Genomic DNA, 22,065 nt, shown 5'->3' with positions numbered 1-22,065 from the left:
GTCCAAGTTCTAAGTTAGTGCAGGGTCGGCCTTTGCTCCACGGGTAGCTTGGCCGGCGGAGCCGGTCGGGTGAGCGCAGCCGGCCAAGCGGATGGGGCCGGCACGAACACCTCCGGGGCTGGCGACCGGTAGCCGAGTGAAGCGTGCGGACGCACGCCGTTGTAGTGTCGTCGCCAAGTCTCAATCACAATTTGCGCCTCCTTGAGCGTGTAAAAGATCTCACCGTTCAACAACTCGTCCCGTAGCCGTGCGTTGAAGCTTTCAACGTAACCGTTCTCCCATGGTGAAACGGGTGCGATGTATGCGGTCTTCGCGCCGACGCCGGTGATCCAGGCCTGTACCGACTTGGCGATGAACTCTGGACCGTTGTCCGAGCGGGTGTAGCCGGGCACATCGCGCAGGATGAACAGGTCGGACAGCACGTCGATGACGTCCGCCGCCTTGAGCTTGCGTGCGACGCGGATCGCCAGGCACTCGCGCGTGAACTCATCGACCACGTTGAGCATCCGGAACTTGCGCCCGTCATGGGTGCGGGCCTCGACGAAGTCGTAGGACCAGACATGATCGCGGTGCTCCGCCCGCAATCGCAGGCAGGAACCATCCCCGTCCCAGATGCGGCCGCGCTTAGGCTGCCGAGCCGGGACCTTCAGGCCTTCCTGCCGCTAGATCCGCTCAACCCGCTTGTCGTTGACCAGCCAGCCGGCCGCCTTCAGCAACGCGCTGATCTTCCGATAGCCGTAGCGACCATACCGCTCCGCCAGCTCGACGAGATCGGCTGTCAGAGCGGTCTCGTCATCTCTGCCCCGCGGCAGCTCGCGCCGTGTCGAGCGATGCTGGCCTAGCGCGCGGCACGCGCGACGCTCGGACACCTTCATCGTCTGCACGATATGCTCGACACAGGCACGGCGGCGCGCGGGGCTCAGAAGCTTCCCCGGGCCGCCTCCTGCAGGATCAACTTGTCGAGCGTGAGATCGGCAATTGCTTTGCGCAGCCGCTGGTTCTCGACCTCTAGATCCTTCATCCGCCGGACCTGATCCGTCTTCAGGCCACCGAACTCCTTACGCCAGCGGTAGTACGTCACCTCGGTCACACCGAGGGCGCGGATCACATCGGCCACGCTCTGGCCCTGCGCGATCAACACGCCCGCCTGCCGCAGCTTGGCGACCACATCCTCCGGCTTGTGCCGCTTCGTTCCCATCTGTCCGTCCTCGTCCTGGCCCGCAGGCCATACCTCAGGGCGGACTACTTCGATGGGGGCGGATCAACCTTGAAGCTCTCGGCCTCGCTGCAGCTGCGGTGTCGCTTAATGGCAGCCTGATTGCATGCAATGCCGGCTTCCAGGCTCTGATGCCGTCTCTGGTCCAAGATGGCCCCAGTGGGCTCGTCGTAACTCACCAGACGGCGCAGGCACAGGTGCAAGCGTATCTGGCACGTACCCGCTTGGCGCCGGACACAGCTCCAGGTGCCTCAATCCCAATCCCTACTGAGCCAGGGCGTGGGCCAGCGATTGTCCATCTGGTGCCGGTGAGCGGTGCAGCACGGGACATCTTTGCGCGCACGGCTTGCCTCGTCGTCATCACAACGTCCGACACAGAGCGCTTGCCGAGTTCTCGGCTCGTCCAGGGACTGTTCGACCTAACTCCAGCGGAGACACGGGTCGCCCGCGACATCGCCCGAGGACTGGGCATCCCCGAGGCAGCGGTTCAAGCCAGCGTGACCGAAGGTACCGTTCGTAGCGAGCTAAATGCAGTATTCGCTAAGACTAGGACGTCACTGCAGACGGAGCTCGCCACTCTACTCAATGGGATTAGTCAGATACGCAGAGGCGAGTCTGGATATACTTCTTGAGCTACTGCATGAACGCGGGGATGCGACTCTCAGAGGTCGCATCGGTGCTTTCGAGAGGCCCGCCGCCCGATCTGCTCACGGGCTGGCGGGGCATGTCGTGTCCACACGACGATGAGCCAATACGCAACGCGACTCGTGCTCAGGGTGTCTTCAGCGATCTGGTCACCGATCTCAGCTTGGGCGCACCCGACTCTCGTTCTTTTGGCAAGACTCTAGATCGCGTACGGAGCGGTTGTAGGTCTCGTTGAAGCGTTGCGCCGATTGGCTCGGATCACCCGTGGCGCGAATGTCCCGGGCTACATCCCGGCCATGCCCAATCATGCTTGCGACCGTGTCGGTGTAGCCGGTGCAGGATGAGTTCGCCTTTGGGCTCATGCCATCAAAGGTCGTACCAAGCTGACGGTTGGCGTTCGAGACCTCACCGAGTGCGGCCAGGAAGGGGGCGACATCCGATTTGGGTCTCAGTGCCTCGAACTGCCGTACCGCGCGACGTAGCGTGAGGCTGGTGGCGAGGAGACGGCGCGCCGGCGCATCGTCCGGCAGAGCTACCAAACGGCGCTCATCCCGAGCGATCTCGCGCTCGAACAGGGCCGTGCCGTAAGCGTCCATCGCTTTGGCGACAGCCTCGACACGTGGGACGAGGATCGCGTGCTGCTCGCGTGCGAACTTGAAGCCATCCTCCTTGAACTCCCGCGTGGTCTGATACCGCGTCAGCGCCTTCAGGTTGGGATTGACCTCACGTAGGGCTGCCAGCAGCCGGGCGGCCTGAGCATCAACCTCTGGCACTACGCCCGATAAGGCGACAGCCTTCTCCAACTCGTCGATGACCCCATCGAAATCCACGATGCCGAAGTGGTACCAGGCGTTGGCGCCGAGCTTCGTTCCGAGCTTGAGAACCCGCTCGTTGTCGCGCCGGTAGTCGGCCAACTGCTGCTCCAGGGGATGAGACCGGACTAGGTAGTTCTGGGCCTCGGCGTAGGCATTGGCCTTCGCCAGAGCCTGAGCGTCGGGAGTCTGCGCTGACGCCGAGCGGGCTGCCACCCGGGCTGCTCCGGGCGACGGCGGTGGGCTCTGCAGCAGAGACTGAGAGGCCGGGGGCGCGGGGGGAAAATCGCATTTGAAGGCGTCGATCAGGCTTTTGCGTACGGCGTTGTGAGCCTGGGCACATTGATAGGCCAGGGTCGGTCGAGCCACCTCGTTGCGCAGGACCGAGTCGCGGAAGCTCTCGCGCATCGTGTTGATGCCGGGGCGAGCGGCTTCCGGTACGCCGGGGCTGGCCGCGCATTGGGCATAAGCCTCCAAGAAGGCGTCACAGCTCTCGACGCCCACCGGTGTCACCGGCGTAACCGCCACCACGGGTGTGGCCGAGATCGCGAACAGGAGGGTCAGCGCATAGGCCGAACGGTGAGACATGCCTGGCTTTCTCGTCGAGGTTGTGCTGCGCATTCTTGTCCTAGAGGTTGAAGCGCTGGGCCCTGGAACGACGACGCTAGAGATTTCGGATGGCGAGCAGCGGGACGGAGCCGGCCAGTACGACGGGTGCCGACTAGTACTCCATTCGGATCTAGATCAGCGCATGCCGCCGTGTGAGCAGCACACGCGCATTCGTGGCGGGATAGATGAGCTCATGCGGGGGCGTGTTTTTGAGGCGTCGACCGGTCACCCAGTTCAGAGCGGCCGCGAAAAGGCCAAGGCAAAAGGCGAGCAACGGCAAGTTCGGGGTGTCAAGCGCTTGCAGCGATAGCAGGGCCAGTGCCCCGACGATGATCGCGGTGCCGACGACAATGGGGACGACTAGGATGCCCCAACCCGACTGGATGAACAGCATGAACGTCAGCTCGGAGGTGAGGTTCGTCGATGAGGAGGTCGGGCGACGCGCCGAGCCACACCTTCCGATCCACGAGCTGCGTTACGACGGCTCTGTGATAGCCTCAATGCAGCGGCCTAAAATGACCGATAAGGGGCGCTCCGCCCGGATACCTTGTGCTGTGACGGAGCGTGCTACCCCATCCTGAGCCTTGATCAGCAGCCACGACACGCTCCCAGCTTTGCACGCGGCTTCATGCGCACACGGCGTCAAGCACCCGCGAGCTTCTCCTCACCTGAACGTCCGCTCCTGCCAAACTCGCATCCAGAACCAGGCAGACCGCTAACCACCCATTGCGGCTGTCGGAGACGTCCGCATTCCGGCGCGAGGCTAGCTACGAAACCTGCGGTCAGGGTGATGTGGAACGACCCGCCCCCGGGGGACCGGCATGTGGAGATGGATGTCGCCTGTCTGACTCCCCTCACGGCTTGAGCACCGCGAGAATAGCTATCGCGATCACGGACGGTATGACGAGGGCTGCGGCCCGCAGGGGCTTTACGTCCGTCGCCGCCGTGAGCCTCCGGATCTGTCCTGATTGCAGGCCGTGGACAGCGGACAGAAGCACGACGAGCACCAGCTTTGCTTGGAGCCAGCCGTACGTGAACCAGCCGCCCGAAGTCGCCAGGCTTATGCCGAAGGCCCAGACGCCCAACATCGCCGGCACCGTGATCAGGCGATCCCATCGCCTCTGGACTGGCGCGACCCGGGCCCTCGCCTCACGCCCTGCGGCGAGGACCAAACTGCTTGCGACGACACCGCCGACGAACAGCAGCGCGCACGCGACATGCAGCGCTTTGAGCCATGTGTAGGCGTCTATCGGGATCATCTCGCCGATTCTCGATCGGGCCGTCCCGAGACGCGTCGAGTGAGGAAGCGTGCCGTGAGGTAGCCGGCCACGGGAACGAACGCGGAGGCGGCAAGCCGGGCCGCCTCGCTGCGCGACAGAAGGCCGGCACCGAGCGATCGGAGGAGCAGCCAGAGGTAAGCGACGAAGGTGAAGCCGTGGACCGGACCTAGGACGCGGACTGCCAAGGGCCAGTCGCCGAGGTGCTTCAAGGGGACTGCCACGCCAACGAGAAGGAGCAGCGTCGTCGCCTCCGCAATAGCGGCGATCCCGAGCCATTGCAGCGGCTTCAGGTCGGCCTGTTCGCTCTCGATGGTCGGGACAACCGATCCGATCGGTTCGGGCCCGTAAAGCCACTCGTTTCGCCAACGATCCGTACTCAAGATTTTTGCCCCCGCGCTCGATGCCAGTTCTGGTTACCGGACGCGATAGACGCACCGTGAGTGGCGGAAACGACGTTGACCGATCGCTTTCTGCCAACCATGCGATCCACTATGGATGGACGGGTAGCGAAGGGGCATCGGTGGCATGGTTCACGTCGTCGGCGTGTTGGCGATGGACGGGGTCGTCCCTGTCGATCTATCGATCCCCTGCGCGGTCTTCGAGCGGGTCGAACGGGCGGATGGCGTGCCCTTCTACGAAATTCGGGTCTGCGGTGAAGCGCCAGAGGTCCGTGCCCGCGCGTTCGGGTTACGGGTTCCCTTCGGACTGGATGCACTTTCTACGGTCGACACGCTCGTCGTCCCGGGCATCGATGATCCGACTGTGCCGGTGGCGCCGACCGTGCTTGCTGCCATCCGCCAGGCCTGGGCAGCCGGCGCACGGGTCGCATCGATCTGCTCGGGTGCCTTCGTGCTCGCGGCAACCGGCTTGCTGGATGGACGGCGTGCTACGACGCACTGGCTTGCTGCGGGTCGCCTCGCCGAGCGTTACCCCTCCATCGACGTGGACCCGAACAGGCTGTTCATCGACGAGGGGCGCATCATTACATCGGCCGGTGCCTCGGCAGGCCTGGACATGTGCCTGCATTTGGTGCGGCGCGACTTGGGACAGTCGGCGGCGGCGCAGGCTGCCCGTCTCGCAGTTGCTCCGCTCGACCGTGACGGCGGACAAGCGCAGTTTATCCGCCACGAGCCGCCACGCACGAGCGCCTGCCTTGCACCCGTGCTCGAATGGATGCTCGAGAACGTCGACCAGCCCCTGAGCATCAGGGCCATGGCCGCCCGTGCAGGCATGAGTGAGCGTACCTTCGCCCGGCGTTTCCAGGAACAGACAGGCACCACACCGATGCAGTGGCTCCTCTCAGTTCGGATCAGGCGTGGCCAAGAATTGCTGGAAAGCGGCAGTGCGTCGATTGATCAAGTGGCGCTGGCCAGCGGCTTCGCATCACCAGTCACCTTCAGGACGAGTTTCCGCAAGCTGACTGGGGTCAGTCCGGCATCCTATCGAGCACGCTTCAACGCAGAGCGTAGGCTGGAACGGTGAATGCTGGGGACTGGCAAGTTCTAAGAGGCCGCTCGGGACGTCGATGGCCAATGGGTCGGAGGCGATCCATGTGTCTCAAGTGGAAGGTCCGCTTCGACGCGAAAGCCCAGGTGCCGCTTTCCACCTCATCCAGACTTTCGGCCGCGGCGCCTCGAATGTCAGAAACGGGTCGATCACGATCCCTCGCAGCTGGTATCAAACACCGAATTTTGACGGCTAGTCGGCATACTCCGTTCCAATCTCTACGCGCTCCAGCCCCTGGGGCGTCATGCGGAATCGCGCCAAGACCCGGTTCTTGTCGTTGACGAGGATCGACTGGGTAGGCTTCTCCTTGGGGCCCTTCTTGGACTTGAAGTTGTACGCTAAGCGGCTACCCGTGGCCTCTATCGCTCCGTCCAGATCCTCCTTGGGATGAGGCACGTCGGGCACGCCCGCATCGCCGATGTTCGTGCAGTAGACCTTGATCGTTAGGAATTGGGTCACGGTGCTCTCATACTCAGCGGCGAGCGCAGGGTGGCCCCACAGACAGTGCGCCGCTACAGGCGTCAACCCGCAGTAGCCGCTTGACCCCGTCGTGCGATCCCCGGCATTACGCTATTCGTCGTGAGACGTGCGGGCAGGGCGCCGCCTCGCCCCTCCTGAACATCCCATTTGACGCGCGTCGGTACTCGCGGCCGATTCCGCGCGTCATCGCCGATCCCGCAGGCCAGTGCATTCGGCGCAGGCCACGAGGATGTGATCGGCCATGGCGCAGACGTAGCACTCAACCCTCGAACGCCCAGTTAGTCCAACGGGCGAGGACCGCTCAGGGTCAGGAGCTCGCACGCCGCTTGTTCTGCTGTGCGCCATCAGCGGATATACGAATTTACGTATGCGAAGGTCCGCTATCAACGTATTAGCAGAACTTGGCAACAGCGCGCCGGAAGTTGGCGATGCCCAGGAACCGATTACATGCTCGCCATATGGCCGGCCTCAAATCAGTGTGTAGCACCGGCCTCTTGTATCCATCTTATAGTGTGGTGCGGTGCGTTACTATCTCCGCCAGTAGCTTGCCATCCACCGTCGACAAAATCGCACGATGGCAGCAATTAGCCTCGTCGCCCGAAGCCAGCACCCGCACTGAGAGACGGTCACCCATATCGACGTTCGCGTGGAACAAAGCTCGACGCACACGGGTGGCGTAGTTGCCTGATCGCTTCCCGAGGAAGTGCCACTCGGCCCGATCCACGGCGGCGACGAAGCTGCTGAAGTACAGGAGCCCGGCCCCGTTAAAGTTAGGTGGGGACATGGATCGACGACCAAAGTTCCGAGCTCGCGCTCGTCCAGCGCTGTGATAGCCCCCGAAGACGCGTGCTCGGTGCTAGGGGGCTGGGCGGGCATAGCCCCGAAAGCGGGCATGGTGCGCCGCCGACCCTCGATCCTTACCCGGGCTATGGAACGGTTCGCGCCCTCGGTCTGGCGCCTTACGAACACGGAGGTCATCTCCACATCCGCGACCAGCCGGTCCCGGCACGCCGCGACGTGCCGGCTGACGACCCGGGTCTCCGAAAGGTACGTGACCGTCGAGCGCACGTCCAACGCGTCGTTCTCGCAAACGGCGCCGAGGTCGCCGCCCTGCAGGGAGATCCTCCGGAACGCCGCGTAGACGGGCGGCTCGCCCGTAGGCCCGAACCCGGCCTCGGCCCTGCCGAACGCCTTGGCGATCAAACCCCAGTGGCGGTGCCCAAGCTCTTTCCAGAGCCAGTTCTCGGAGAGGCCGCTCGGGCAGAGATGCGGCATGCCCAGGACATGGCGACAGGCATCCGTCAGGGGCGTGTCGACCCCTTCGAGCCTCATGTGCAGACCCAACGGCCTTCTCCTTCGGGAAAGGGCAGGACCGGGTGGTGGTAGCTGTTGAGACTTGGCCACCCGGCCGCTGTCGAAGCGGGATCTTTGGGAAGGAGTTCACTTCGATCTCGACCGCGCCCGGGGCATCACCTCGAAGAGGGGGCCAGGGCCGCGGGAACGCTCTTCAATACTTTCGCATCAGAGCGACGGGCTCGACCGCGGCGGCCTTCGGAGCCGTGTAGAGCGGCGCGATGAGTCGGATGAAGCCGTCCGTCGACTCCGTGCCGCGGGTCCGAACCGCGACGTCGCGAGCCACCATGAGCTGCGCGGTGAACGGCCCGAAGTCGTAGCCGATCAAGCCGCCGACCGCGAAGCGTCCGGCCCGGGTGTAGCCCTGCGCGGAGGCGCGCGCGAAGTCGCGACCGCCGAGCGGCAGATCCGTCACCCCGTATGCCACCGCGCCGATCTCGAACTTGCCGAACTTCTTGGTCGCCGTGAGGTCGAGCAGGAGGGCGTCCGCGAGGTAGAGCGGACCAATCGCCCGTCCGACGGCACCCTCGAACCGGCCGGGGGAGTCGTAGAAGTTGTGGGTCAGGTTGGCCGTTAGGTTCCAGCCATCGGCGGTGTAGCTGGCCGCGAAGCCCTGGCGGTAGGTGTTGGAGGAGAACTGCGGCAGGCCGCGGCCGGCGTCGAGGTCGTTCAAGTGGACAGCCGCGAGGTAGCTGACGCCGAAGCCATTACCGAGATCCCAGGCGAAGATCGATCCGACAAGGGTGCCGACGTTGACGGTGAAGTCGCGGTTGGGCACGCCCGCCGGGTTGTTGGGGAACCCGAACACAGTCGGCTGGGCTAGCAAGGGCTGTATGTTGGCACCGAGGAATTTGTAGCCGGTCGACCAGACTAGGACCGGCACGTTGATCGCCGTTTCGGTCGAGAACCGGGTGTCGTTCCGGCGGTAGATGAAGGTGTCGATGGCGTAGATGCCCTCGGGCAGAGGGGCACCGACTGCGAGGCCGACCTGCTCGCCGGGGATCGTGGTTGCCTGGGCGTAGGCGGCGGTCGCGCCCAGGGTGACTGCGGCGAACGCTCCCGCCGCGGCCGCGAAGTTCTTCAGCATCATCGGTCCCCTTCTTGGTCTACACACCGGCCAGCCGCGCCCGTTCGCCGGAAAGCATCGGCGGCGATGAAGTCAACGTGAGATGTTATGGCGGATTTGTCTTGATTGCATGGAAATACATACAAACTGTATGTATTTCCTTCAATGCTTATATTCTTCACCGCAAAATCTTAGAGTCTACTCGATAATGCTCAGGCAGTGCTTCGAGGATCGTCTTGTTGCAGGAACGGCACAGGCACATGATGCGCCTGGATGACAGATCGGATCGGCCCGCCTCGGCGCCCACGAAGCGTATTCGCCAGCCCCTAACGGGTGGCGCCAAAGGCCCGACGGGCTCTCGGGTCAGACCGCGAACCTGAGGGCGGGCCGCTCGGCACCGAGGCGCTTCTGGATCGCTTGCACGACGTGCTCGGCGTCGCGACCGACCGCCCCGAAGCGGCCCGAACCCCAGGTGTTCAGCCAGGGCAGGCCGATGAAGTAGACGCCGTCCTCGTTTGTCACGCCGCGCTTGTGCTTCGGGTTGCCCGCGCCGTTGAACACTGAGGCATCGAGCCAGCGGAAATCCGGTGTGAAGCCGATGCACCAGACGACGCTGGTGATGCCGGACCCTTCGAGGGTAAGGCTGGTGACCAGCTCGTCCGGCTCCCAGACCGGCGTGTAGTGCTCCTGCGCCGGGGCTTCGATGCCCTTCTCGGCGATGTACTTGTCGATCGCCGCGTTGATGCCGTTATAGGTCCGGTCGGCCTGATCCAGCGAGCGCTTGAGGTCGTCGCGGAAACGCAAGCTGCCGTCCTGGTAATCCTCCATGAGGCCGTAGAGCTTCATGCCCTCGGTGGCGAAGCGGCGCAGGTCGATATCGCGCCCGCCGTCGCGGCCGGTCACGTAGTGGTTGGTGTTGTCGCGGACGCCGTCACGCAGCGGATGGTTGTCGACGGTCATCTCGTAGTAGCCCATGTCGGCGAGCCAAGTGACGACGTCGCGACCACGATAGAACCGGGCGCAGCGGGGTGCGTCGCCCACCGCCAGGTGCACCTTGCGGCCGGCCAAGTGTAGGTCCTCGGCGATCTGCGCGCCCGACTGGCCCGAGCCCACCACCAGCACCTCGCCCTCGGGCAGCTGGTCCGGGTTGCGGTACTGGTTCGAGTGGATCTGCGTGATCGAGCCCGGCAGCTTCTCGGCCATGCGCGGGATGATCGGGGTGTGATAGCCGCCCGAGGCGACGACGACCTCGTCCGCGGTGTAGTCGCCCTCCGAGGTCTGGACCGAGAAGAGGCCGTCCTCGCGCCGCTCGACGCGCGTGACCGCCACGCCCTCGCGGATCGGCGGGTTCACCTTGGCGACGAAAGCCTTGAGGTAGGCGACGATCTCGTCCTTCCGCATGAACCCGTCCGGGTCCGGACCGTCATAGCGGTGGCCGGGAAGGTCGCACTGCCAGTTCGGCGTGACGAGGCAGAACGTATCCCAGCGTTGGGTTTCCCAGGTGTGCGCCGCGGTCTGCTTCTCGAAGACGAGATGCTCGATGCCGCGCTGCTTGAGGTGGTAGCTGACCGAGAGGCCGGCCTGGCCGCCGCCGACGACAACGACGGGGACATGACGGGAGATGGCGGGCATGGCTCTGGCTCCGTGAGGGTCAGGGAAAGGGCGTCGGCTCAGGGTTCGAAGGACTCGACCGTGACGTGGCCACCGGGCTCCTGCCGCTTCGCGGCGGCCTCGATCCGGGCGAGCTGGTCCATGGCCGACGAGCACGCGAAGCCGTACTTCTCGCGCACCCGCTCGCTCGCGATGTTCAGGGCCGTGCGGGTCTTCTCGACGAAATCGTCGAGGGCGTAGCTCTCGCCCGGCGTGAGGAAGTCCTTCACGACGAGGGAGGGCGAGTAGCAGGCCTCGCGGCGGCCATCGGGCCAGCGGACGTGGAAGTGCATCTCAGGCATGCATCGGCTCCTGTCGGGTGCGGGCACAGGCCGCGTAGGTGTTGAGGTTGCGCTCCGCGCAGGCGCGCCAGGAATGGGCGACGACCCGCACTTGGCCGGCGGCTCGCAGTCGCGCGCGGGTGTCCGTCGCCAGGGCTTCCGCCATCGCGGCGGCGATGGCGTCAGGATCGGCCGGGTCGACGAAGAGGGCGTCCGTCGCCGCGAGGTACTCGGTGAAGGGCGGCCGCCGGGACACGATGGCGGGCGTGCCGCAGGCCATCGCCTCCAGCACGCACAGGCCGAACCCCTCCTTCCAAGAAGGGAAGGCCAGGGCGTCGGCGACCCGGTAGAGGGCCGGCAGGACGGCCTGCGGGACGGGGCCCGTCTCGATGACGGCCGCGCCCCGGCCGACCGTCAGGCCCGCGGCCGCCAGGGCGGAGCGGCACCGGGCACGGTAGGTGGCGTGGTCGAGGAGCGAGACGCCGCCGGCGACGACGAGCTGAGCCTGCGAGTAGCGCGCGCGCAATCGGGCGATGGCTTCGATAATGCCGAGGGCGTTCTTGCGCTCCTCGAAACCGCCGACGCTGAGGATCACCGGTCCCTGGCCGAGGCCCCAGCGCTCCCGCACGGCCGCGTCCGCCTCGGTCGGCTCGCTGCGAAAGACCGAGAGGTCCACCCCGTTCCCGACGATGTCGGCCTCTGCACCGAGGTCGTCCCGGATCCAGTCCGCCCAGGTTCGGCTGACGCAGAGCAGGCGCGTGGCCTCTCGGATCGAGCGGTCCTGCCACTCCGCGAGCAGCGGGTCGGAGAAGCTGTCGACGTGGTGGACCGTGCGCACGAAGCCTGGGATCAGCCGCCGGCGCTTCAGGGTCGCGAGCGCGTTGCCGCCGATGCCGTCATGGGCATGGAAGACGTCGAAGTCGCAGGCGGCCGGCGTCGAAAAGTGACGCAAGTAGTCGTTGATGCGAGCCCGCACGAGGTCGACAGTCGCACCTTTCACCGGCTCGGCGGCAACCGAGACGGTGGTGCAGGCGGCGTTCCGGAAGAAGCCGCGGCCGGCTGGATCAGGCGCGTGGACCACCGCCTCGTGCCCGAGGGCGCAGAGCGCCTCGGCCAGGGCAAGGCAGTGGGCGACGCCGCCGCGCGGATTGGTGGAGTGGGTCAGGATGGCGATGCGCAGGGCCGTCATGATGCGGCTCCGGAACAGGCCCGGCCGCAGCCAATGAGGGGGTTGGCCGCAAAGTCCCAGACCACGGCCTCGTCGCCCATAGAGGCACGGACCCGGGCAACCCTGCTCCTATCGAGGCGCCCGATCCCGGCGGCCGCGATGCCGCGCTCCGCGAAGCGCGCGAGCACGGCCGGCGTGCGGTCCGGGCGCACGCTCAGCAGGTAGCCAAAGCTGGGGAAGGCGGTCAGCCAGCGTGCGAGTGGGACGTGGTCCGGCCTCGGGATCGCGTCGAGGTCGATGACGCCGCCGATGTTCGAGCATTCGAGCAGCATCAGGACTGTGCCGACGACGCCTGCCATGCTGATGTCCTTGGCCGCACAGGCTAGGCCGTCCTCGGCGAGCCCCGGCAGCAGTGAGAGGTCGCCGCGCAGCCGCTCGCCCGGAGCGCCGGTGGAGGCGTCCCAGTAGGGGTGCGGATCGCGGAACCGCCCGCGCAGGTCGATGGCGGCGACGAGGTCGTCGCCCGGCGCTGCGTCGAAGCTCGTCAGCAGGCGCGGGCCCGCCCGCCCGAGCACGGCGACCGCGAGGTTGCCGGCATCCGCGCGCGTGTTGGTGTGGCCGCCCACCACCGGCACGCCGTAGAGCGCGGCCGCGTCGGCCAGGCCTGCCAGGATCGGGTCCGCCGCCCCGGCGTCTCGGCTCCACAGGGCGTCGACCACCGCGAGCGGACGCCCGCCCATGGCGGCCACGTCGCTCAGATTGACCATGATCCCGCAATACCCGGCGAAGTACGGGTCGGCGGCGACGAAGCTGTCGAGAAAGCCCTCGATGGCGAGGAGCAGATGGCCGTCGCTGTCGGGAATGGCGGCACAGTCGTCGCCGACCGGCACGGCGGCGTGCCGGCCGCCCAGCCCCAGCCGTGCCACCACCGCGTCGATGTCGCGCTTGTGCGCGACGCCGCGCGCGTCCTGGATCTGACGGGCCAGGGCCTGGATATCCAAGGGGGCCGTCATCACGCGGCCTTGGCGAGGGTGACAAGCCCGTGCTCGGGGTCGAACATCGGCGGGTAGGCGGAAAGATCCGCCTGCATCAGGTGGTGCGGGCGCCCGTGGAGGTCGATGGCGTCAAGGCTTGCCCAGTGCAGGGCTTGGAACAGCGGTACGTTGCGTTCCTGCACATGGGCGAGGAAGCGGGTGCAGCCCCGGGCATGGGCGGACGAGACCGCGACCTGAATAAGGCCGGCCCCGAGCGCGGCCATGCCGCGGAATGCCCTGGCGACGGCAAGCCGCGAGCCCCACCACTCGCCAGGCCGCTCCGCGACCTCGTGGATGCGCACCGTGCCGACGACGGCGTCGGCCTCGCCACCAAGCGTCGAGAGGGCGCAGATGGGAATGGCGTGCGCGTCGATGGCGTCGCGGTCGTCGTCCGCGAAGATGCCCTGCTCGCTACAGAACACCTGGCGGCGCAGCGCCGCGCAGGCGCGCCGCTCCCACGGCGCGACCGCGAACTTCACGCGGAAATGGCTCGGCCGGAACGGCTGGACGGGTTCGAGGATCATGCCGTCGCCCCCGCGCGCTCGTAGGTGGAGAGGGCCGAGCAGGCGCCGCAGCGTCCGCAGCCGGCCTTGATGTCGGTCGAGCGCAGATCCGCGCCCGCCAGCATGTCCGCGAGCGGCTTGAGGATGGCGTGCATGAAGTCGGGGCCGGGGGCCGGGTGGCTCTCCAGCGGCGTGCCCGAGATCGGCACGAACGGCACCACGAAGGGGTAGACCCCCATCCCGACGAGCCGCTCGGCCATCTCCAGGATGGCCTCGGGAGCGTCGCCGAGCCCGGCCAGGATGTAGGTCGAAACCTGGCCACGGCCGAAGACCGGCACGGCCGCCTCGAAGGCCTCGTAGTAGCGCTCCAGTGGCACGCTCGCCTTGCCCGGCATGATGCGGGTACGGACCTCCGGAGTGACGGCCTCCAGGTGCATGCCGAGGGCGTCGATGCCGGACGCCTTCATTCGCTCGAACCAGCGGTCGTCGTCGGGGGGCTCGCACTGGGCCTGGATGGGCAGGTCGACCGCGGCCTTCACCGCGAAGGCGCTCTCGCAGAGGACGGCCGCGCCGCGATCCGTTGCGTTCGGCGTGCCCGTGGTCATCACCATGTGCTTGACGCCGTCGAGCAGCACCGCGGCGCGGGCGACCTCGGCGAGTTGCTCCGGGGTCTTGCGGGCCACCGTGCGGCCGGCGGCGAGCGACTGGCCGATGGAGCAGAACTGGCAGGTCTTCGTGCGGCTGGCGTAGCGGATGCAGGTCTGCAGCACGGTCGTCGCCAGCACGTCGCGCCCGTGCAGCACGGCGATCTTCGAGTAGGGCACGCCGTCGAAGGTCGAGAGCGCGTAGAAGCGCGGCTTGCCCGGGAAGGTAGCCTGCCCGATCACGACGCCGTCGTGCTCGATCACCGAGACGCCGTTCGCGTCCGGGCGGCGCACCAGGAAGGGCGACTCGAAGGCAGTCTCGGTGTGGACCGGGACCATCACGGTGCGGCCCGCGATGGTCATCGCTTTGTGGTCGGAGGGCCCGGCCCCGCCGCGTCGGCTCGGCGCGCCGGCGCGGCTGTCGGCCAGTCTAACGCCGTAGGACTGCAACGCGTTGATCAGGCGCTCCGTCGGCATCCCGACCAGGCCCGCCACGGCCGGCGGGATCGAAGGAAGGCTCGTCGGAAGCGGGCTGCTGCTCATGGTCGAGGCTCCGGGAAACGGTCTGGGAACGGATCGGCTGGTGCACGAATGAGGCCGGACGGTCGTCGTGGAGGAGGCTGAGGAGCTCGGGCCGGGCGTAGTGGCCGACCGAGTCCATCATCCGCTTGCGCTTGGTCACCAGCGCGAGGTCCATGTCGGCGATCAGGATGCCTTCGCCGGGCCCGAGCGGGTCCGCGAGGTGCTTGCCCTCAGGCGAGATGATGGCGGTGCAGTTGCCGCCGCGGCAGGCGCCGCGCAGGCGCTCGTCCGGGCAGACCTGCGCCACCTGCTCGTCGGTGAGCCAGCCCGTGGCGTTGACCACGAAGCAGGCCGCCTCCAGGGCATGGTGACGGATGGTCACCTCCATCTGGTCGGCGAAGATCTGGCCGACGAGCGAGCCCGGGAACTGGGCCGCGTGGATCTCTTCGTGGCGCGCCATGAGCGCGTAGCGGGCGAGCGGGTTGTAGTGCTCCCAGCAGGCGAGCGCGCCGACGCGGCCGACCGCGGTCTCCACGACGGCGAGGCCGGCGCCGTCGCCCTGACCCCAGATCATGCGCTCGTGGTAGGTCGGGGTGATCTTGCGGCGCTTCAGCGCCAGGCTGCCGTCCGCGTCGAAGATCAGCTGCGTGTTGTAGAGGGAGCCGTGGTCGCGCTCGTTCACGCCGAGCACCACCACGGCGCCGTGGCGGCGGGCTGCGGCCGCGACCGCCTGGGTCAGCGGGCCCGGGACAGTGGGCGCGCGCTCGTAGAGCTTCAGGTGCTCCGGGCCCTGCAGGGCCGGCGGCAGCACGAAGGAGAAGTACGGGTAGTAGGGCACGAAGGTCTCGGGAAAGACCATGAAGCGGGCGCCCTTGGCGGCGGCATCGTCGATGGCGTTGAGCACGCGCTCCAGGGTGCCGTCCGGCCGGTCGAGGTCCGGCGCGACCTGGACGGCGGCGGCCCGCACGATCCGGTTCTCTGACATGGATGATCCTCCGGCTGTGACGGCGGCCGCGTCGCGTGCGGCCGCCGGATGCGACGTCCCGGTCGACGGACCCGACGGCCCGCTCAGACGGTCCAGGTGTCGATGATCACCGCGTTGTCGCGCTTGTGCAGGAGGATGCAGTCGAGGACGTCGAGGGGGTTGATCATGCGGATGCCCTCGATGAAGGCCGCCTCGCCGTGGCCGTAGAGGGCCTGGGTCGAGAAGCGGCAGGCATAGACCTTGCCGCCCTCGGCCATGAACTTCTCAAGCTGGTTGTTGAAGTTGAGGTGGCCAGGGAAGGCCTCGTCGCCAAGACGCGGGAAACCGCGTTGGACGCCGAGTGTGATGCCAGGACCGTAGAGCAGGATGGAGGTGTCGAAGCCCTTGCGCTGCAAGCGGGTGGCCTGGAGCAGGTTCACGAGGCCGATGGAGCCTTCGAACGCGACCGTGTGAAAGGTGACGAGCGCCTTCTGGCCCGGCTCTGCCTTCACGTCCTCGAAGACCTTCTCCTCGTAGTCGACCAGGAAGTCGCCCTTCTTGTGGGGTTCGCGGTTCACGGCAGGCATTGCTCTCTCCTTGAAGGATGAGACCGCGGCAGGTGGGGCTGCGAACGGTCACCGGACCATCATGGCAAGCGGTGTGCCAGAACCTCGGCGATCAATATGCCGATCAATACGCCGAAGTAGTATGCATACAATTATGCGATCAACTTGCGGATTTCACGACGCGCACCGCACTTCGATACGCCCACTCTTAAAGCATCCCCTGCGCATTTGGTGATCAATAGATGCACGTTCGAGGCTCAACGATTGCTGGCATTGTATGGATAACTTGAACAGCAGCTCCGGAGCGTTGTTGCGGTATGACGCTTGCTAGCCATACAATCGAACATTGATCGTGTGTTGATGGTGCAGGCTCGGAACGGATGAGGGCGGCGAAGCGAGGAGGGCCGACGAGCCCTCAGGATGTTATGACCGTGGCCTGGACGCCGGACCTGAAGCGCTGGGGCAAGCCGCATTACCTGGCCATCGCGGAAGCCCTGGCGGAAGACATCCGGACGGGGCGCTTGACGTTTGGCACGCGCCTGCCGACCCAGCGCGCCCTCGCCGAGGCGCTCGACCTCAACTTCACGACGGTCTCCCGCGGCTATGTCGAGGCGCATAAGCGCGGTCTGATTGAGGGCCGTGTCGGCCAAGGCACTTTCGTGGTCGATCCAGCTCGCTCTGCCCGTGCAGGGGCTGCCGCCGGCGTGCCACAAGTCGGGCCGGTCGACTTCACCATGAACCTCCCTCCGGAGCCCGACGCGCCGGCCCTGCGGGCACGCATGCAGGCCTCCTTCGCGGAACTCTCCGGCAACCTTGCCAACCTTCTCCGCTACCAGGGCTTCGGTGGCACCGACGACGACAAGGAGGCGGCGCTGCGGTGGCTGAAGGGCCGAGGGATCGAGACGACGCGGGAGCGCGTGCTGATCTGTCCCGGCGCCCACAGCGCCCTGTTCAGCGTGCTCGGTCAGATTGCCCGATCGGGTGACACCATCTGCGCGGAGCGCATCACCTACCCGGGCATCCGCGCGCTCGCGGCGCATCTGGGGCTGCGCCTCGTCGAGCTGCCGATGGACCGCCACGGAATCGACCCCGACGCCTTCGCGGCCGCCTGCACCAAGGTCGCGCCGAAGGCGATCTACCTGAACCCGCTGTTGCAGAACCCGACCACCGCGACCCTGTCCCGCACGCGGCGGGAGGCCATCATCGCAGTGGCGCGGCGCTACGCAGTCACCATCATCGAGGACGATGCCTACGCGCGCATCTGCCCGGCGCCGCCGCCGAGCTTCGCCGAGCTCGCGCCCGAGGTCACCTACTACGTGGCAGGGGTGGCCAAGTGCCTGGGCGCCGGCCTTCGCCTTGCCTTCCTGGTCGCCCCGAGCGCCCGGTCCGCCCTGCCGCTCGCGGGTGCGCTGCGGGCCGCGACCGTCATGGCCTCGCCGATCTCGACGGCCCTGACGACCCGCTGGATTATGGACGGCACGGCGGATGCCATCGTGCAGTTCGTCCGCGAGGAGTCGGCCGCGCGCCAGCGCATTGTGACTTCGCTGCTTCCGGCCGGGACCTACACCGCCGATCCGCACGGCTTCCACGTCTGGATCACGCTGCCGGAGGGCTGGACGCGCTCGGCCTTCGCTAGCCAGGGCCGGTCGGCTGGGCTCGGTGTCGTCGGCAGCGATCCCTTCTGCGTGGCCGGGACCCCGCCGGAGGCTGCGCGCCTCTGCCTCGGCGGCCCCTCGACCCGGCAGCAGATCACGCACGGCCTGGAAGTGCTCGCCCACGCCCTCGAAGGCTCGCCGGCACTTGCCTCGACCTATATCTGAAAAAAATGGCACTCAGGCGACCTCGCCCACAACGGGGGCCCGGCTTCGCACTGCCACCCCGATAGGTGACTTCTCGGCATAGGATGGTTTGGCCATGAGGGCTCCTCTGAGAGGAGCAATGGGCCAGCGCCGGCAGCGATGCGCGGTATAGCTCGGATCGCGACGTCCCCTGGCAGCACGTGCCGCGGCTCACCGGCGCCTCAGCGCGCGATGGACATCTCGACGATAGGCGCCAGGCCTCCGTCCATGCTGTAGACGCTCTCGAAAGCCACGATCTTCGGCCGATCGGGCTCGTACCGGGACAGCAGCCGATCGAGCGCGGCGGCGTCGTTGTGCGGGAAGATCGCCTTCTCGGTTCCCGCGCGGCGGATGCCCTCGATCATCGAGTTGTGGTTGCCGGCGTCCGACGGGATCATGCTGTCCGGCAGCACTTGGCCGAACACGCTCAGCGCCGCGAGGTTCGAGATGTAGCCCGAGGTGAACAGGAGGGCGGCCTCCTTCCCGTGCAGGTCGGCCAGGTCGCGCTCCAGCAGCACGTGCTCGTGGGCCGTGCCGGAGATGTTGCGGGTGCCACCCGCACCCGCGCCGTAGCGGTCGAAGGCCTCGTGCATGGCGCCTAGGACCTCGGGGCTGTGTCCCATCCCAAGGTCATCGTTGCTGCACCAGACAGTGACCGGCCGGCGGCTGCGGTCCGATGCCTCCAGACAACTATCGGAAACGTGCCGACATTCCGCTCAAGCGCTATGAACACCCGGTAGCGGCCGTCCTCACGCAACTTCTGGAGAGAGGCCTCGAGCACGTCAGAATGGGGGAGCATCGTCCCTGTCCTCGTGAGGTCTGATCAAGTTGGCCATGGTGCCCAAGCAGGACAGGTCATGCCACCAAAGCGCATCCGTCCGGGACCGCGCGGCGGAGCGGCGGGGTCAGCCGCCGGTCGTAGGACCCGCGTTGGGGGCCGGCGAAGTCGCGAGGCGACCTTCTCCCGCTTTGTTGATGTACTGGCTGGCGATGAAGAGCCCCTTCAGCGGCCGGATGACCGGCACGCAAGCGAGCAAGAGAAGCGGGAGCGTCACGACCGCATGAACCCAGACCGGCGGTTCGTAGGCGAGCTCCAGCCAAATGCCGAAGGCTGTCACCGGGAAGGCCATCGTCATCATGATGAAGAAGGCGGGCCCATCGGCTGGGTCGGCGAAGCTATAGTCGAGTCCGCACGCCTCGCAGCGTGGCTTCAGAGTGATGAAGCCGTCAAACAAGCCCCCTCGCCGCAGCGAGGGCAGCGGCAGCGCAGCCCAACGCAAAGCATCGATTGATCGGTTGTCCTTTGCATCGTTCCCGTTCCTGAATTGCTCGCCACCCGCGGCATGGAGGCCGCCTTGCGCGCCCCGAATGTATGGCCTAAATATCCATACATTCCTGGCCAAAACCGACTGCTTCAGCGGCGTTTTCCCGGCCGAAGCTACGTCGCGCCTTGCCTGTACGATATATGTATGCATACATTAAAACTGGCGCGGGGGTCAATGATGGAATCTTGGAACCCTACAATCACCGGCGACGCAGGCCCGAAGTACCTGGCCATCGTCAAGGCGCTGGCCGAGGACATCCGTGCCGGTCGGCTGCCGCCGGGCATGCGCCTGCCGCCGCAGCGCACCCTAGCCAAGCACCTCAATGTCGACCTCACCACGGTCACCCGTGCCTTCAACGAGGCGCGCCGGACGGGCTTGATCGATGCCACCGCCGGTAGGGGCAGCTTCGTTCGCGGACCCAAGCCGCCGTCTGCTGAGATGCGTCGGCCGGACCCGTCCGGAAGCGTCGACTTCAGCATGAACATGCCGCCCCAGCCGCTCGCGGCGCGTCTGGCCGAGCGTATGCAGACAGGCTTATCGCGGCTTGCCGGTTCGCCGGGCTTCCTCGATCGCATGCAGTACCAGGACAGCGCCGGGAACATGGCCGACCGCGCTGCGGCGGCGCAGTGGCTCGGCCAGCGGCTCGGGCCGCTTCCGGTGCACCGCGTCCTTGTGGGAGGCGGCGCCCAGGTCGTGCTCGCAGCCGTGCTCGCCGCCATCCTCAAGCCGGGGGATGCGCTCTGCGTCCCGGCTTTGACCTATCCCGGCCTGCGTATGGCCGCCGAGCGCCGTGGCGTTCGCCTCGTTCCGGTCGCCTGCGACGCGGACGGGCTTGATCCGGACGCGCTCCTGGAGTGCTGCAAGGCCGAGCGGCCGCGGGCCTTGTACTTAGTGCCGACGCTCGACAACCCGACGACCGCGACTCTGCCGACGGCGCGGCGCGAGCGGATTGCCGAGGTCGCGCGCTTGCACGGCGTCGTGATCATCGAGGACGACGCCTACGGCGCGCTGCCGCCCGACGCTCCGGCTCCCATCGCCGCCATGGCCGGCGACATCACGTGGCACATCGCGACGCTGTCCAAGTGCGTCAGCCCAGGCCTGCGTATCGCCTACGTCGCCGTACCGGGGACGAACGAGTCGGTTCGGCTCGCCGCCGAGCTGCGGGCCATAAACATGATGGCCTCGCCGCTCACGGCCGCGCTAGCCTCGCAGTGGATCGTGGAAGACGAGCTCGATGCGGTCGTCGCGTCCATTCGGCAGGAGAACGGCCGCCGGCAGGCCGTCGCGCACGAGACCTTGCAGGGTCTCGACGTGCAGGCCCATTCCTGCGGGCACCACCTCTGGCTCCGGCTTCCCGAACCGTGGCGTCGCGGCGAGTTCGGGGCGCACGCGCGTCAGCTCGGGCTGTCGGTCATCCTGAGCGACGCCTTCGCGGTGGGACCGGCACCCGAGGCCATTCGCGTTTCCTTGGGCGCGGCGCCGGATGCCGAGACCTTGCGGTACGGCTTGAGCCTGCTCGCGACGCTCCTAGCGCATTCGCCCGGCGCGATCTCCACGGTCGTCTGACGTGCCTGACGTTGCGAGCCCGGCCGGGGAGCGAGAAGACTCCGTCAAACCTTGGCGTGAATTCACTTGGCTTCGACGGACCAGGGTCCCGGCCACCTTCTTCGGGATGGTCCTGGGGTTGTGCGGCTTAGGAAACGGCTGGCGCGCCGCCGCGCGCCTAGGGCTTGCGCCCGCCTGGATAGGCGAGGCGCTCTCCCTCCTCGGCGTGGCAGTCTGGGCGGCATGGCTGGCCCTCTATGCCTCTCGGTGGCTGAACGACCGGAAGACGGTACTCTTCGAGGCGCGTGACCCGACGTCCTCGTTCTTCGCCTCTTTGGCGCCCGTCGCCACGATGATCGCCAGCGTTGGCCTTGCGCCGCACTGGCCGGACGTCGCCTGGGTGATGGCTTTGGCAGGGCTTGCCGGGGCGACCCTCTCCGCCGTCTGGGGCGTGGGCGGCCTTTGGATGGGCGACCGCGCCTTCGAGGCGACGACGCCGATCCTCTACATGCCCACTGTCGGCGGGGGATTCGTGGCGGCCATCACCTGCGCCGCCTTCGGCATGAAGGAGGTCGGTCTGCTCTTCTTCGGCGCCGGCCTCCTGTCATGGCTCACGTTGGAGTCGGTCGTCATTCACAGGCTGATCCTGCAGACCCTGCCCGTGCCGCTTCGCGCCTCGCTCGGGCTTCACTTGGCTCCGCCCGCGGTGGCCTGCGTCGCCTACCTGGCGGTCACGGACGGGCCGCCCGACCAGCTTGCGCAGATCCTCTTCGGCTACGCCCTGCTGCATGCTTTGGTCATGGTTCGGCTGGTTCCCTGGTTGCGCCAGCAGCCGTTCTCACCAGCGGCCTGGGCCTACACGTTCGGCGTCTCGGCCCTTCCGCTCGCCGCGTTGCGATTGACGGAACGCGGCTTGGAAGGGCCGAGCGCGTCCCTCGCAGTTCCGCTATTCGTCACGGCCAACCTGATCATCGGCTGGATCGCTCTGAGGACTTTGGGCCTGCTGCTGCGCGGCAAGCTCTTGCCTGTCCGACCTCTGTGAAGGCGGACGGATAACT

The 22,065-nt window shown here is 66.9% G+C and carries 19 protein-coding genes and 3 pseudogenes; 4 read left to right on the top strand and 18 right to left on the bottom strand.

The genetic code is table 11. The features are described from left to right. Window positions 1-14: 14 nt before the first annotated feature. The 5 genes and pseudogenes from MSPGM_RS01805 to MSPGM_RS01785 all read right to left on the bottom strand — a co-directional run bounded on the left by MSPGM_RS01805 (window position 15) and on the right by MSPGM_RS01785 (window position 4,942). Window positions 15-1,198 (bottom strand): annotated as a pseudogene (locus tag MSPGM_RS01805) (IS3 family transposase). A gap of 821 nt (window positions 1,199-2,019) precedes the next feature. After that, a complete protein-coding gene (locus tag MSPGM_RS01800; protein ID WP_209688010.1) occupies window positions 2,020-3,261 on the bottom strand; it encodes a DUF3829 domain-containing protein in 1,242 nt (413 codons plus the stop codon). Window positions 3,262-3,412: 151 nt separating this feature from the next. After that, window positions 3,413-3,676 (bottom strand): hypothetical protein, encoded by a 264-nt coding sequence (locus tag MSPGM_RS01795; protein WP_012752052.1) that lies wholly within the window; start codon window positions 3,674-3,676, stop codon window positions 3,413-3,415. 460 nt (window positions 3,677-4,136) lie between these two features. Next, window positions 4,137-4,541 (bottom strand): CopD family protein, encoded by a 405-nt coding sequence (locus MSPGM_RS01790; protein ID WP_012752051.1) that lies wholly within the window; start codon window positions 4,539-4,541, stop codon window positions 4,137-4,139. Beyond that, window positions 4,538-4,942 (bottom strand): DUF3817 domain-containing protein, encoded by a 405-nt coding sequence (locus MSPGM_RS01785; protein ID WP_012752050.1) that lies wholly within the window; start codon window positions 4,940-4,942, stop codon window positions 4,538-4,540. The genes MSPGM_RS01790 and MSPGM_RS01785 overlap by 4 nt, the downstream gene beginning before the upstream one ends. Before the next feature lie 145 nt (window positions 4,943-5,087). On the opposite strand from MSPGM_RS01785, the gene MSPGM_RS01780 reads away from it, so the two are divergent. Beyond that, window positions 5,088-6,044, top strand: coding sequence for a GlxA family transcriptional regulator (locus tag MSPGM_RS01780; RefSeq protein WP_012752049.1), 957 nt, complete (start codon window positions 5,088-5,090; stop codon window positions 6,042-6,044). Window positions 6,045-6,260: 216 nt separating this feature from the next. On the opposite strand, the gene MSPGM_RS01775 is transcribed toward MSPGM_RS01780, so the two are convergent. The 11 genes from MSPGM_RS01775 to MSPGM_RS01725 all read right to left on the bottom strand — a co-directional run bounded on the left by MSPGM_RS01775 (window position 6,261) and on the right by MSPGM_RS01725 (window position 16,320). Continuing rightward, window positions 6,261-6,527 (bottom strand): hypothetical protein, encoded by a 267-nt coding sequence (locus MSPGM_RS01775; protein ID WP_012752048.1) that lies wholly within the window; start codon window positions 6,525-6,527, stop codon window positions 6,261-6,263. Between the two features lie 549 nt (window positions 6,528-7,076). Further along, window positions 7,077-7,823: a Pnap_2097 family protein gene (locus tag MSPGM_RS01770; RefSeq protein ID WP_244426947.1), complete on the bottom strand. Its 747-nt coding sequence runs from the start codon at window positions 7,821-7,823 to the stop codon at window positions 7,077-7,079. 232 nt (window positions 7,824-8,055) lie between these two features. After that, window positions 8,056-8,988: a transporter gene (locus MSPGM_RS01765; protein WP_043766648.1), complete on the bottom strand. Its 933-nt coding sequence runs from the start codon at window positions 8,986-8,988 to the stop codon at window positions 8,056-8,058. Between the two features lie 342 nt (window positions 8,989-9,330). After that, window positions 9,331-10,599, bottom strand: a complete 1,269-nt coding sequence (locus MSPGM_RS01760) for an MSMEG_0569 family flavin-dependent oxidoreductase (protein ID WP_012752045.1) — start codon at window positions 10,597-10,599, stop codon at window positions 9,331-9,333. 38 nt (window positions 10,600-10,637) lie between these two features. After that, window positions 10,638-10,919 (bottom strand): MSMEG_0570 family nitrogen starvation response protein, encoded by a 282-nt coding sequence (locus MSPGM_RS01755; RefSeq protein WP_043765827.1) that lies wholly within the window; start codon window positions 10,917-10,919, stop codon window positions 10,638-10,640. Beyond that, window positions 10,912-12,087: an MSMEG_0565 family glycosyltransferase gene (locus MSPGM_RS01750; RefSeq protein ID WP_012752043.1), complete on the bottom strand. Its 1,176-nt coding sequence runs from the start codon at window positions 12,085-12,087 to the stop codon at window positions 10,912-10,914. Before MSPGM_RS01750 ends, MSPGM_RS01755 begins: the two co-directional genes overlap by 8 nt. Further along, the gene (locus MSPGM_RS01745) at window positions 12,084-13,079 is read right to left on the bottom strand and encodes a sll0787 family AIR synthase-like protein (RefSeq protein ID WP_012752042.1); all 996 of its coding nucleotides are present in this window, start codon (window positions 13,077-13,079) and stop codon (window positions 12,084-12,086) included. Before MSPGM_RS01745 ends, MSPGM_RS01750 begins: the two co-directional genes overlap by 4 nt. Further along, window positions 13,079-13,624 carry an MSMEG_0567/Sll0786 family nitrogen starvation N-acetyltransferase gene (locus tag MSPGM_RS01740; RefSeq protein WP_012752041.1) on the bottom strand — a complete coding sequence of 182 codons (546 nt, stop codon included), beginning with the start codon at window positions 13,622-13,624 and terminating at the stop codon, window positions 13,079-13,081. Before MSPGM_RS01740 ends, MSPGM_RS01745 begins: the two co-directional genes overlap by 1 nt. Further along, entirely contained in the window at window positions 13,621-14,724 is a 1,104-nt protein-coding gene (locus MSPGM_RS01735; RefSeq protein WP_043766645.1) for an MSMEG_0568 family radical SAM protein, read from the bottom strand. The genes MSPGM_RS01740 and MSPGM_RS01735 overlap by 4 nt, the downstream gene beginning before the upstream one ends. Next, window positions 14,678-15,754, bottom strand: a complete 1,077-nt coding sequence (locus MSPGM_RS01730) for a Nit6803 family nitrilase (protein ID WP_012752039.1) — start codon at window positions 15,752-15,754, stop codon at window positions 14,678-14,680. The genes MSPGM_RS01735 and MSPGM_RS01730 overlap by 47 nt, the downstream gene beginning before the upstream one ends. A gap of 83 nt (window positions 15,755-15,837) precedes the next feature. Then, window positions 15,838-16,320 (bottom strand): MSMEG_0572/Sll0783 family nitrogen starvation response protein, encoded by a 483-nt coding sequence (locus MSPGM_RS01725; protein ID WP_012452016.1) that lies wholly within the window; start codon window positions 16,318-16,320, stop codon window positions 15,838-15,840. Between the two features lie 404 nt (window positions 16,321-16,724). Between MSPGM_RS01725 and MSPGM_RS01720 the strand changes: the two genes are divergently transcribed. Then, window positions 16,725-18,119, top strand: coding sequence for a PLP-dependent aminotransferase family protein (locus MSPGM_RS01720; RefSeq protein WP_012752038.1), 1,395 nt, complete (start codon window positions 16,725-16,727; stop codon window positions 18,117-18,119). A 215-nt stretch (window positions 18,120-18,334) separates the two neighbouring features. Here MSPGM_RS01720 and MSPGM_RS01715 read toward each other — a convergent pair. Beyond that, a pseudogene (locus tag MSPGM_RS01715) lies at window positions 18,335-18,936 on the bottom strand (aminotransferase class I/II-fold pyridoxal phosphate-dependent enzyme); the annotation flags it as partial. A gap of 106 nt (window positions 18,937-19,042) precedes the next feature. Next, window positions 19,043-19,446, bottom strand: a pseudogene (locus MSPGM_RS01710) (DUF983 domain-containing protein). 190 nt (window positions 19,447-19,636) lie between these two features. Between MSPGM_RS01710 and MSPGM_RS01705 the strand changes: the two are divergent. Further along, window positions 19,637-21,028, top strand: a complete 1,392-nt coding sequence (locus tag MSPGM_RS01705) for a PLP-dependent aminotransferase family protein (protein ID WP_043765813.1) — start codon at window positions 19,637-19,639, stop codon at window positions 21,026-21,028. Between the two features lies 1 nt (window position 21,029). Then, window positions 21,030-22,049 carry a dicarboxylate transporter/tellurite-resistance protein TehA gene (gene tehA, locus MSPGM_RS01700; protein ID WP_261926139.1) on the top strand — a complete coding sequence of 340 codons (1,020 nt, stop codon included), beginning with the start codon at window positions 21,030-21,032 and terminating at the stop codon, window positions 22,047-22,049. The last annotated feature ends 16 nt before the right edge of the window (window positions 22,050-22,065 follow it).

The organism is Methylorubrum sp. GM97 (genome assembly GCF_024347855.1).
Lineage (GTDB): Bacteria > Pseudomonadota > Alphaproteobacteria > Rhizobiales > Beijerinckiaceae > Methylobacterium > Methylobacterium extorquens.
Note: the sequence above shows the minus strand (reverse complement) of the source record. Positions and strands in the feature narration are given on the sequence as shown.